This is a genomic window from Arthrobacter rhamnosi, assembly GCF_054510975.1.
Window position 1 is genome coordinate 454088 of record NZ_JBTNDN010000001.1, and the last position, 12044, is coordinate 466131.

At 69.3% G+C, this 12044-nt stretch carries 10 protein-coding genes; 4 read left to right on the forward strand and 6 right to left on the reverse strand.

Annotation, left to right across the window (positions count from 1 at the left end; genetic code table 11):
* Positions 1-112 precede the first annotated feature (112 nt).
* Genes ACX80J_RS02125 through ACX80J_RS02135 form a run of 3 tightly spaced genes read right to left on the reverse strand, consistent with a single transcriptional unit; the run spans position 113 to position 3977 of the window.
* Positions 113-1633 carry an APC family permease gene (locus ACX80J_RS02125; protein ID WP_459346671.1) on the reverse strand — a complete coding sequence of 507 codons (1521 nt, stop codon included), beginning with the start codon at positions 1631-1633 and terminating at the stop codon, positions 113-115.
* Positions 1630-2520, reverse strand: a complete 891-nt coding sequence (locus ACX80J_RS02130) for a universal stress protein (RefSeq protein WP_459346672.1) — start codon at positions 2518-2520, stop codon at positions 1630-1632. Before ACX80J_RS02130 ends, ACX80J_RS02125 begins: the two co-directional genes overlap by 4 nt.
* Positions 2521-2522: 2 nt before the next feature.
* Positions 2523-3977 (reverse strand): flavin monoamine oxidase family protein, encoded by a 1455-nt coding sequence (locus ACX80J_RS02135; protein WP_459346673.1) that lies wholly within the window; start codon positions 3975-3977, stop codon positions 2523-2525.
* An 86-nt stretch (positions 3978-4063) separates the two neighbouring features.
* Between ACX80J_RS02135 and ACX80J_RS02140 the strand changes: the two genes are divergently transcribed.
* A complete protein-coding gene (locus ACX80J_RS02140) occupies positions 4064-4735 on the forward strand; it encodes a TetR/AcrR family transcriptional regulator (protein ID WP_459345501.1) in 672 nt (223 codons plus the stop codon).
* A 21-nt stretch (positions 4736-4756) separates the two neighbouring features.
* Here ACX80J_RS02140 and ACX80J_RS02145 read toward each other — a convergent pair whose 3' ends face one another.
* Positions 4757-5335: a TetR/AcrR family transcriptional regulator gene (locus ACX80J_RS02145; RefSeq protein WP_459345502.1), complete on the reverse strand. Its 579-nt coding sequence runs from the start codon at positions 5333-5335 to the stop codon at positions 4757-4759.
* Between the two features lie 270 nt (positions 5336-5605).
* On the opposite strand from ACX80J_RS02145, the gene ACX80J_RS02150 reads away from it, so the two are divergent.
* Positions 5606-6205 carry a GNAT family N-acetyltransferase gene (locus tag ACX80J_RS02150; RefSeq protein ID WP_459345503.1) on the forward strand — a complete coding sequence of 200 codons (600 nt, stop codon included), beginning with the start codon at positions 5606-5608 and terminating at the stop codon, positions 6203-6205.
* A 59-nt stretch (positions 6206-6264) separates the two neighbouring features.
* Here the strand turns inward: ACX80J_RS02150 and gabT are convergent, their stop codons facing one another.
* Both gabT and ACX80J_RS02160 read right to left on the reverse strand, forming a co-directional pair.
* Positions 6265-7650 carry a 4-aminobutyrate--2-oxoglutarate transaminase gene (gene gabT / locus ACX80J_RS02155; RefSeq protein WP_459345504.1) on the reverse strand — a complete coding sequence of 462 codons (1386 nt, stop codon included), beginning with the start codon at positions 7648-7650 and terminating at the stop codon, positions 6265-6267.
* A 26-nt stretch (positions 7651-7676) separates the two neighbouring features.
* Positions 7677-9107 (reverse strand): aminobutyraldehyde dehydrogenase, encoded by a 1431-nt coding sequence (locus ACX80J_RS02160; RefSeq protein ID WP_459345505.1) that lies wholly within the window; start codon positions 9105-9107, stop codon positions 7677-7679.
* A 164-nt stretch (positions 9108-9271) separates the two neighbouring features.
* On the opposite strand from ACX80J_RS02160, the gene ACX80J_RS02165 reads away from it, so the two are divergent.
* Together ACX80J_RS02165 and ACX80J_RS02170 are read left to right on the forward strand one after the other, a co-directional pair.
* Positions 9272-10693, forward strand: a complete 1422-nt coding sequence (locus ACX80J_RS02165; protein ID WP_459345506.1) for a PucR family transcriptional regulator — start codon at positions 9272-9274, stop codon at positions 10691-10693.
* Between the two features lie 102 nt (positions 10694-10795).
* Positions 10796-12040 (forward strand): sensor histidine kinase, encoded by a 1245-nt coding sequence (locus tag ACX80J_RS02170; RefSeq protein ID WP_459346674.1) that lies wholly within the window; start codon positions 10796-10798, stop codon positions 12038-12040.
* Positions 12041-12044: the final 4 nt, after the last annotated feature.

Here is a 12044-nt window from a genome sequence, read left to right on the forward strand (position 1 = left end):
ACGGCACGGTCGGGGGCGCCGCGGAGTCGATCTCCTCCTCCGCAGCGCCTCCGGCCGTGCCGCCCCGTCCAGCTGTTCCGGCCAGCTGTTCCAGTCCGTTGTTCCCAGTCCGTTACTCCGCGGGGGCGGTCCCCTGGGTGATCACTTCCTGGCGGAAGAAGGCCGGATTGATCCGCGCCCACACCAGCATCAGCACCACTCCGAGCAGGATGACCCCGATGCCGAGGATGAACACCATGCCGACACCGAACAGCTCCGACCCGGAACCGTACTCGGGGTCCATGGAGTCGACGGCCGTCTTGAAGAACATGACCAGCAGGATCACGCCGCCGAGCAGCGGTGCCAGGAACCGGAAGAACATGTGGCGGATGCTCGAGAACGCCTGCGCCCGGAAGTACCAGACGCACGCCAGGGCGGTGATGCCGTAGTAGAAGCAGATCATCAGGCCGAGGGCCGTGATGGTGTCCCAGAGGGCGTTCTCGGAGACCAGCCGGGTGAACACGTAGAAACCGGCGGCGGCGAGGGCGGCGGCGACGGTCGCGAAGCTCGGCGACTTGTGCTGGGGGCTGATCCGCCCGTAGCCCTCGGGCAGGGCCTTGTAGTGGCCCATCGCCAGCAGCGTGCGCGCCGGGGAGACAAACGTGGACTGCAGGGACGCGGCCGAGGAGCTGAGCACGGCCATGGACATGAGGATGGCGAAGGGGCCCATGACGGGACCTGCGAGGGTCGCGAAGATGCTCTCCTGGTTGTCCGGGTTGCCCGCCCCCAGTTCGCCCTCGCCCACGCCTGCGAAGGCGAGGGTCGCGAGCGCGACCGTGAGGTAGATGACGACGATGACGAAGACGGTCAGTGCGCCCGCGCGGCCCGGTGTCTTCTTCGGGTTGGTGGTCTCCTCGCTCATCGTGAGGGTCACGTCCCATCCCCAGTAGATGAAGATCGAGAGCGAGACGCCTGCGGCGAAGGCGGAGAAGGATCCGACGGCGAACGGGTTGAACCACTCCGCACTGATGGGCGTCGCGTCGAAGGCGGTGCCGTCGGCGACGTGGAGGAAGGCTGCGATGGCGAACCAGGCGAGGACCACGAGCTGGAAGGTGACGAGCACGTACTGGACCGTCTTGGTGGCCTCCATCCCGCGGTACGAGACATAGCAGGCGAGCGCGATGAACACGAGTGTCGTTGCGATGTTCACCGGCAGGTTCAGCGTGAGGTCCGCGATGGCGGGGTCATTCAGCAGCTGGGCGAGCATCAGGTAGAAGAAGTCCACCGCGACGGCGGCGAGGTTGGACAGCACGATCACGGTGGCGGCGACACTCGCCCAGCCGCTGATCCAGCCGATCCAGGGCCCGAAGGCCCGCGTGGCCCAGGTGAAGGACGTCCCGGAGTCCGGCATGGAGTTGTTCAGCTCGCGGTAGCCGAGGGCCACGAGCAGCATGGGGATGAAGCCCACCAGGAAGATGGCCGGAAGGTTGACCCCCACTTCGGCGACGGTAGGGCCGAGGGCTGCCGTCAGGGTGTAGGCGGGGGCCACGGAGGACACCCCGATCACGACGGCGCCCAGCAGGCCTACGGTCCCGGAGTCCAAGCCCTTGCTGCTGAGTCCTGTTCCCCTTTGTGTTGTCTCGTCGATACTCATGCGTCCGCCTCTGTGGGTAAGGCGCCCGGGCCGGAAGTGGTGCCGGGCGTTGCGTACGTACGCGGGACGACGACCATGGGGATGGTCAGCGTACGTAGGATCTTGTTGGCCGTGGAGCCGAGGAAGATGCGCATGTGCTGCGCGAGGCGGCTCGATCCGACGAGCAGCACCTCCCCCTCCTCCCAGGCGAGGGCCTCGATGGCCTCCTCTACGGAGGCGCCTCGCGCGGTCTCGACGCTGACGCGTCCACCTGCCGCCAGGGACGACGCCGCCTCCGCGAGCCGCCGGTTCGCCTCGTCCTCCGCCCCGACGGAGTCCGGCCCGGCGTCGAGCGAGACGAGGGACACGAGCCGCAGGGGAAGCCCGCGGCGGCGGGCCGAGGAGACGGCGATGGAGATGACGTCGTCGGCGCCCGCCCTCCGCCCGACGGCGCAGGTGAGACGGGTGACGGGATCGGTGCGCCGGTAGGACCGGGGGGCCAGGGCCACCGGCACCGAGGACGCGTGCAGGAGGCTGCGCGCCACATTGCCGACATTGAACCGCGTGGCGAGCCCGCGTGAGCTCGCGCCGATCACGATCAGGGACGCCTCGGTGTCCTCGGCCGCCTGGATGAGGCCCTCCGCGTTCGATTCGGCCCGGACGACCACGCCGCGTGCGGAAACGTCGTCGGGCACGAGGGCGAGCCCCTGGTCCATCCACTCCCGCATCTGCTCGGACAGGAGGCTGTCGAAGCCCTTGCCCGGCGGGTAGGCCCCGGCGTAGGGCGAGTGCTCAGGCGTGACGAGGACGAGGTCCAGGGTGGCGTCCTGCCGGCGCGCCAACGCGACGGCCAGGCAGACGGCGTCGTGCCCGCGCTCGTCCGCCGTATAGCCGACGATGTAGCGCACCGTCAGGATTCCCGGCCGGACGCCGCGGGCTGCAGTCCGGTGGCGAGCGCACGGTGGATGGCCGCGGCGGTGCGCTGCCCCATCCGGATGGCGCCGTCGACGTGCTGGTAGCCCTCGGCCGCGATGTCCGAGCAGGACCAGTGGATCGGTCCGACCGGCGTGCGCTGGTCGCGTCCGTAGCGGTGCAGGCCGCCGAGGTCGTAACTCGACGCGTATGCGCCGCGCGTCCACTCCTCCGAGGCCCAGTCGGACTCGTAGTACACCTCGGGTTCGAGCGCCTGGGGGCCGAGGAAGCCGGCGATCGAGGCGAGGATCCGTTCACGGCGCTCGTGCGGGGCGAGTTCGAACATCGCGTCGGCCTTCTCGTCCGAGACGAAGCCGACCAGGGTGCCGCGCGGGTCCTCGTGGTTGGTGTTGTCGTAGACCTCCTGGACGATCGAGTCGGCGCTGAACCCGGTTCCGGAGAGACCTTCCTCGCGCCAGAACGGCGTGGCGTAGACGGCATGCACCTTGATCACGAGCCCCAGCGACTGGTGCTGGTGCATCTGGTGCTGCCGGCGCGGCAGCGGCGGCTCGTAGCTGATGCGCGAGTAGAGGTTGGGCGGAACGGCGACGACGGCGTACCGCGCGTTGACCGTCGCCGTGTCCGAGACGACCGTCACCCCGTCGCCCCCGTCCATGCCGCTCCACCGGAGGGTGCGGACCGGGCTCGAGAGGATCACGTCCTCCCCCAGTTCCGCGGCCATGCGCTCGGACACGGACTGCATGCCGCCGATGACGCGCTTGTCGAGGATGAAGTCCTCGTCCACGAGGTTCGAGAACGAGCCGGCGGTCGCTGCCATGAGAATCGCCTGCAGCGTGGAGAAGGAGTGGGCGGGCTTGGTCAGCATGCCGCCGGCGATGAACAGGCCAATGTTGTTGCAGGCCTCCTCGTCGTCCGACTGCTGCCGCAGCCAGTGGTGGAAGGAGATGGTGTCGAGGGCGCGGGCGTCGGGGTGGTTCCAGGGCGCTTCGGGTCCCGCCTCCGCCACAAGGCGGTCCAGGAGGGTGATGAGGCGCTCCATCTCCTCCCGTGTGTAGTCGCTGACGGGGAACATCTCGCCGGTGTAGCGGACCGGTCTCCCGTCGGGGCCGATGTAGACGGAGTCGCCCTCGCGGTAGCGGGAGAACGTCCCGAGGCCCAGATCGTCGAGGAGCCCGATGAGGGCGGTCTGGTCCGGGGAGACCCACTGGCCCCCGACCTCGACGACGGCGCCGTCGATGACGTCGGTGTGCGTCCTTCCGCCCACGCGGTCCCGTGCCTCGACGACGGCGACCGTATGGCCCGCCTTCCTCAGTTCCCGTGCGGCGGTGAGGCCGGACGGCCCCGCTCCGATGACGACGACGTCGCGCTCGATGATCTTCACGTGTTCCTCCCGGGCCTGCATGACGCAGGCCACTAAATGAATGGCGTTCATTATTTCGCCCTACTATAGCCATGGGTGCCGTCGGAGGGAAGGGCGCGCCCGTAGAGTTAACGCCACCGCAACAGGGAGCAGGATCCATGACCGCAGCTTCATCGGCACCCCGGCGAGCGGGGCGGCCTCCACGCAGCGTCCTCTCGAGGGACCGCATCACCGCGGCGGCCCTCGACCTCATCGCCGCCGAGGGCTACGAGGGGCTGACCATGTCGGCCCTCGCCCGCCGGCTGCGCGTGGCACCCTCGGCCCTCTACAACCACGCCGAGTCGAAGCAGGAAGTGCTCCGGTGGGTGCAGGACCACGTCATGACCATGGTGGATTTCAGCGCGTTCACCGACGAGCCGTGGGACGAGGCCGTCCGGCAGTGGGCCTGGTCCTACCGGGAGGTCTTCGCGCGGCACGCACCCCTGATCCCCGTCATCGCCGTCCTGCCCGTGACGGATGCCGCCGAGACCCTGCGCATGTACGAGGAGGTGGCCCAGGGCTTCCTGCGGGCGGGCTGGCCGGAGGACCGGATCGTCCCGGCGATCGTGGCCCTGGAGTCCTTCATCTATGGCTCGGCGCTCGACGTCGCCGCACCCGGCGACATCTTCGACTCGGGCACCCTCGCCCACCAGTTCCCCGTCTTCACCGCCGCCGTGCGCCGAGCCACCGACTCCACAGGCCCCGAAGGCGCTGCCGACGCCGCCTTCCGCACAGGGCTCGACGGCATGATCGCCGGCCTGCGCCAGCAGCTGGCGGCCTATTCGTCCTGAGGCGCTAGTCGCCCTGAGTTTCTAGTCGTCCTGGCGCGCGGGACGGACGAGCTGTCCCATCCGGTACGCCGTGGAGTGCAGCACGTCGGAGAACATGCCGCTGTCGCTGTCGAGCCAGTCGGCCAGCGCGATCCCGAACACCAGGACGCCGTAGTGCGCCACCAGGCGTGCCTCACGTCCGCCCACGCCCTGCCCCGCGAGCGCCTCGGTGATGACTCCTGCGAGGAGGTGGTTCTTCAGCAGCTCGCGTTCGCGCAGGCCCTGGTCCGAGCCGATGATGGCGCGGCGGGCCTGCAGCGCCGGCCTCCAGCCCTCGAACGGCCCGGCTGCCATCGCCTCGAACCCGTGCATCACGATGCCGAGCGGTGGCAGGAATGCGGGAGCGCCGGCCACGAGGGGCGCGAGGACGGCGGGGAGTTCCCGCTCCAGCAGGAAGAGCACCTCGCGCTTGTCCGGGAAGTGCCGGAAGAACGTGCGGGTGGTGAGACCTGCGCGGGCGGCGATCTCGGGTACGGAGGTCGCCGCGAAGCCCTGCTCGGCGAAGAGCTCGAGTGCCGCGCGTTCGAGGCGCAGCGCTGCATTCGGTGCCCATCGACTCATGCGCCTACCCTAATCGATGACATAGCATGTCATCGTGACAGAGCGAAGACACGCTGTGTCATCGCTCGACGCTGAAGGCCTGAAGGGACGGAATCGACGGGCTGCGGACGACCGACAAGCGGAAGGCGGCTCGCCCCGGATGTCGGGGTCAGACCTCGTGAGCCTGCTGATTGCTAGAAGAACTAGCTTTACGGATGCCGAGATAGCTGTTACGGTCTGAGGACGGTCAAGCAACGGCCTACCCCTTTTGTCGATCATTCGAGGTTCGTCATGTCTGTTGCCCCTCTCTCCCCAGCCCCCTCGCAGCACGCGGAGTACGGCTCCCGGAGCGCCTGGTCGGACCTGGACGCTGTGGACTTCGCCCCTGCGCCGGACTCGCCCGCCGCCCTCGGCCCGGTGATTCCTGATGTCCCCCACGACCTGTCCGCCGTATCCACCCGCGAGCTCCGCGTCCTGTGCAACCAGTTGTACCGCGTGCTGGACACCGATTTCCCGCCCTTCGGCCTGCAGGAAGACTACGAAGCCGTAGTCGAGACCCTTGCCGACCGCGAGGCCCGGGCGGCCGAACGCTCCGAGAGCGAGAAGCTGCGCGAGAAGTTCCGCGACAATCCCGTGGGCTCGCGCTTCGAGCTCTTCCACGACGGCACCATGGTGGGCTACGTGAAGTACGACATGCGGGCGGGACGCATCCGCCTGCTGGAGACCGTCGTCGGTCCCGACCACCGCGGCTCCGGTCTGGAGCCCGTCCTCGTGCGGGAGGCCCTGCTGAACGCCCACCGCCGCCGCCTCGCACCGATCCCTTACTGCAGGCACGCACAGGCCTTCCTGGCCGAGAACCCGCAGTTCCGGGCGCTCATCCCGGTGGGCTGACAGCCCTGCGACACAAGAAGGCCCGCAGCATCGCTGCGGGCCTTCTTCGTGCTCGGTGGTCAGCCGGCGTTCACCGTGCGGATAGCGTTCGTCAGCACGTCGAGGCCGTCGGCCAGCAGCTCGTCGGTGATGACGAGCGGCGGCAGCAGGCGGACGACGTTGCCGTACGTTCCACAGGTGAGGATGATGACGCCCTCCCGCAGGCACAGTGCCGCGATCGCCTTGGTGGCGTCGGCGTTGGGCGCTTTGCTCCCTGATTCCACGAACTCGATCGCGAGCATCCCGCCGCGGCCCCGGAGCTCACCGACGATACTGGCGTCTCCCAGCTCGGACTGCAGGGCGGCGAAACGCTCCGTGACCTGGGCCTCGATGTGCCGGGCCCGGCCTGCGAGGTCCTGTTCCTTCATGGAGGAGATCGCACCCAGCGCGGCGGCGCACGCCACAGGGTTGCCGCCGTAGGTACCGCCGAGGCCGCCGGCGTGGACGGAGTCGAGCAGGTCCGCGCGGCCCGTGATGGCCGAGAGCGGCAAGCCGCCGGCAATGCCCTTCGCCATCGTGATGATGTCCGGCACCACGCCCTCGTGGTTCACAGCGAACCACTCGCCGGTGCGGCAGAAGCCCGACTGGACCTCGTCGGCGATGAAGACGACGCCGTTGGCCTTGGCCCACTCGGCCAGGGCCGGGAGGAAACCGTCGGCGGGGACGATGAAGCCGCCCTCACCCTGCACGGGCTCGATGATGATCGCGGCGACCGACGAGGCGCCGATCTGCTTCTCGATCATCGTGATGGCGCGCTGCGCCGCCTCGGGCCCCGTGATCGCGGGGTTCTCCTCGCGGAACGGGTAGCTCATCGGCACGCGGTAGATCTCGGGGGCGAACGGACCGAAGTTGGTCTTGTAGGGCATGGCCTTGGCCGTCAGTGCCATCGTCAGGTTGGTGCGGCCGTGGTATGCGTGGTCGAACGCGACGACGGCATCCCTGCCGGTGGCCAGGCGTGCCACCTTGACCGCGTTCTCCACGGCCTCGGCGCCCGAGTTGAACAGGACGGTGCGCTTCTCGAAGTCGCCCGGGGTCAGCTCGTTGAGCTGCTCGGCGACCGCGATGTAGCCCTCGTAGGGCGTGACCATGAAGCAGGTGTGGGTGAAGTGCTCGGCCTGCTCCTTCACGGCGCCGACGACGGCGGGATCGGAGGCTCCGACGGTCGTCACGGCGATGCCCGAGCCGAAGTCGATGAAGGAGTTGCCGTCGACGTCGTGGATCACGCCGCCGTCGGCATCCGCGACGTAGACGGGGACGGTCGAGGCGACACCCTTGGCGACGACGGCGGCGCGCCGGGCGGCGAGTTCCGTGGACCTGGGGCCCGGGAAGTCGCCGGTGATGCGGCGCTTCTGCTCGAGCCGGAAGCTCGGCGCGACCGCGCCGGAGGGAGTTGCGTACGTTGTCATGGGAGTTCCTTATCTAGACGGGACGATCAGACGTCCAGCACGCTCATGACGTGCTTGATGCGGGTGTAGTCCTCCACGCCGTACATGGAGAGGTCCTTGCCGTAGCCGGAGTGCTTGAAGCCGCCGTGCGGCATCTCGGCGGTGAGCATGATGTGCGTGTTGATCCACACGGCGCCGAAATCGAGGTCGCGGGAGACGCGCATCGCGGTTCCGTGGTTCGAGGTCCAGACGCTGGAGGCGAGGGCGTAGTCCACGCCGTTGGCGAGTTCGACCGCCTCCTCCTCCGTGGTGAACGTCTGGACGGTGAGGATCGGCCCGAAGGTCTCCTGCTGCACCACGGGATCATCCTGGCGGGCGCCGGTGATGATGGTGGGTTCGAAGAAGTAGCCCTTGGTCCCCGCGCGCTTGCCGCCGGTCGCGATGCTGCAGTGGGCGGGCAGCGCGTCGACGACCGCGTTGACGGCATTGAAGTGGTTGATGTTGTTGAGCGGCCCGAAGTAGTTCTCGGAGTCGTCCTCGCTGCCCGTCTTCAGGGTGGCGGTGTGGGCGACCATGGCGGCGACGAGGTCGTCGTGCGCCTCCTCCTGCACGAGCACGCGGGTGATGGCGGTGCAGTCCTGGCCTGCGTTGAAGAAGGCGAATTCCGTGATCGCCTCGGCGGTCTTCGTGAGGTCCGCGTCGGCGAAGACGATGGCGGGCGCCTTGCCGCCCAGCTCCAGGTGTGCCCGCTTCAGGTCCTTAGCCGCGGCGGTCGCGACGGCGATCCCGGCGCGCACGGATCCGGTGATCGACACGAGACCGGGCACGGGGTGCTCGATCATCGCAGCGCCGGTCTCGCCCGTGCCGAGCACCACGTTCAGGACGCCGTCGGGCAGGATGCCCTGGGTGAGGCGTGCCAGCACGAGGGTGGACTCGGGCGTGGTGTCGCTGGGCTTGAGCACGACGGTGTTCCCGGCGGCGAGCGCGGGGCCGATCTTCCAGATGGCCATGAGGAACGGGTAGTTCCACGGGGCCACCTGAGCGACGACACCGATGGGCTCCCGGCGCACGAACGACGTGTGGCCCTCGAGGTACTCGCCCGCGGACTTGCCCTCGAGGATGCGCGCGGCGCCGGCGAAGAACCGCAGCTGGTCGGCTCCTGCGGCTACCTCCTCGGCCGCGATCATCTCGCGCACCTGGCCCGTGTTCCGGTGCTGCGCCTCGACGAGCTCATCACTCGCGGCCTCGACGGCGTCGGCGAGCCGGAGCAGCAGGAGCTGGCGCTGGCTGGGCGTGGTCCGCTTCCAGGTGGTGAAGGCGCGTGCCGCGGCCTGCATGGCGTCATCGACGTCCGCGGGGGTGGAGACCGGTGACTGGGCCACCACTTCTCCGTTGGTCGGGTTGACGATGTCCAGGAGTTCGGTCCCGGCCGGCGTCACGAACACGCCGTCGATGTAGTTCTGAAGGGTCTCAGCCACGCTGCAGTGCCTTTCACGAGGTGGAGTCCGCGGGCAATCCGGATACGACCGGCCGCAGGTATCGAGACGACGGTACCGGGAGGAGGTAACCTCCGCCACGTGTATCTGCACAGCAGATACCGGAAGGGCCCGTGCAAAGGCACAGCCGCACGTAAGCTGGCTCCATGGCCATCACCTTTCCCGACCTCCTCTCCGATCCCGCACTCGGACTCGTCGCGGAGGGTCGTTCCGAGGCCCCGGCCTCCTCCATCCAGTGGGTCGCGGTGACGGAACTCGAGGACCCCCGGCCTTTCCTCAACGGCGCGGAGGTGGTCCTCACCACCGGTGTCCGGCTCAAGACGGGAGCCGCGCAACGCGCCTTCGTGCAGCGGGTGCACGAGGCGGGAGCGCTGGCCCTCGGCTTCGGCGTCGGCCTCACCCACCGGAGGATCCCGCCGGCCGTGCTGGCAGAGGCGGACGATGTCGGCCTGCCCGCCTTCCGTGTCCCCTACGAGACCCCCTTCATCGCCATCGGCAAGAAGGTGGCCGACGCCCTGTCGGCGGACCACTACGCGGGCCTCGAGAACCTTCTGGAGGGGCACGCCGTCCTCGCATCGGCGCTGCTCGGGGCAGGAGGCCTCGGCTCCCTCCTCGGCGAACTCGCCGGGATGCTCGGCACCGACGTGGCCCTCTTCCAGTACGGTGCGCGCATCGCGGGTGCCCCGGACCCTTCCCGGGCGCGCGTCGATCCCCCCGAGTGGCACCGGCTCCCGATCGCCACGGGACTCAAGGACCGGTGCACCCTCGCCATAGCGGAACCCTACGGGCATGCGGCGATCGTCGACTACGCGCAGAGCCTGATCTCGGTCGAGCTCACCAACCAGGCCAGGAACCGCACCGGAGCGCGGACCGCGGCCGGCCAGTTGCTGGAGGACGTGGTGCGCGGCACCCTCGCCGGGGCGGAAGCCGCAGCCAGGCTCGCCAGTTCGGGCATCGACACCTCGTCCCGGCACAGCGTGCTGATCGTCGACGTCGCGTCGGGGCAGCGCCGTGCGCTGCGGACGCTCCCCCTGCCCGACGGCTGGAACAGTGCCGCCGCCGCACTCGTGGACGAGCGGCTCGTCCTCGTCCTCCCGGCGGGCGCAGCACCCGAGCCGGCGGACCTGAGCCGGTACCTGCACGGTGCCGGGCTCACCTCGCGCATCGGCGTCGGCGGGACCTACGCCCAGCCGAACGGGCTGCGCTGGAGCTACTTCGAGGCACGCGAGGCGCTGCAGCGCGGCCAGTCCGTGAACCTCGCGGACCGGCTGAGCATCACCTCCCTGCTCATGTCGAGCGCCGACGTACCCCTCGCCGACCTCGCCGGCGAGACCCTGAAACCCCTCGAGGCCTTCGACGAGGCGCACGGCGCGGGCCTCCTGGCCACCCTCCAGCGCTACCTCGACCTCGACGGCTCGGTCGCCGCCGTCGCCGCCGACCTGGACCTGCACCGCAACACCATCCGCTACCGGCTGCAGCAGGTCGTCACACTGACCGGGTACGACCCGGCGGTCACTGCGGACCGCGTCCACCTGTACCTCGCCCTCCGCGTGCGCGCACTGGGCTGACGCACCCGTCCGCACCATTCGCGCGAGGCGGCACCGGCAGGTGACGCCCCGTGTAATAGTTGGACCTACCTACACCGGTCTCAAAGTTCTTCGGGGGTATACATGCCAGTGATTCATGCCGACGAGTGGGACCTGGAGGAGCTCGCCCGCCAGACGGCCCTGCAGGACTACCGGCTTCCCTACGGCGAGACCGACGGCCTCCCCGGGAACGAGCGCGACTACCAGACTCCCCCGGAGCTCCTCAACCTCGTGAAGCTCGCCGTCCGGGTCAGCGGTATGGACGCGGGCGTCATCAACATCATCACCGCTGACCAGCAGCACCAGATCGCCGCCGTGGGCGTGGACGCAGGAGTCTGCTCCCGAGAGGACTCGATGTGCTCGAAGGTCTTCCGGTCCGGCTCCATCACGGCGCTCGCCGACGCGTCCCTCGACCCGCGCTTCGCCGACAACCCCTTCGTCAACGGCCGCATCGCGGACGTGCGGTCGTACGCGTCCGTGCCACTCATCACCGGGAGCGGGTACGCGCTCGGCACCCTCTGCGTCTTCTCCCTCCGCGCGATCGGCTTCGGACCCGACCAACGGGAGGGACTCGAGATCCTCGCCCGGCAGGTGGTCGAGGTCCTCGAACTGCAGCTCACGACGCGCCAGCTCGTCGAAGCCCTCGAGGTGGTGCGCCGCAGCAACGAAGACCTCGCGGGCTTCGCCGCGCGGGTCAGCCACGACCTGAAGAACCCCTTGACGGCGATCCTGGGCTACACCGAACTCAGCGAACAGGACGACGACGTCGAACCCTCGGGACCCGCGGCGCGCTACTTCAGCATCATCCGCGGCAGTGCCAGCCGGATGCTCTCCACCGTCGAGGAGGTCCTCGAATTCTCCCGGATCGGCGGGACGATCAGCCGCCGGACGGTCCGCCTGGGCACGATGATGAACGCCGTCCTTCAGGACGTCCTGCCGCTCAGCAGCGCCTACGACGCCGTCGTGACGGTCCAGGACACGCAGCTGTCGGTGGATCAGGCGCAGGTCACCGCACTCCTGCAGAACCTCGTATCCAACGCCATCAAGTACTCGGCGGAGGGCCGGCCCCCACGGATCGAGGTCCTCGCGAGCACCGGCGAGACACAGGTGCTGCGCGTCATCGACCACGGCAGGGGCATCCCCGCGGAGGACCGGACCAGGGCGCTGGAGCCGCTCGTGCGCCTGCAGCGCGACGGGGATCCCGCAGGCAGCGGCATCGGCCTCGCGACCTGCACGCGGATCGCGGCGGCGCACGGAGGCTCGATCAGCCTGACGGAGACGCCCGGCGGCGGCACGACCGTGACCGTGGACCTCGGCCCAGCAGGCTGACGCG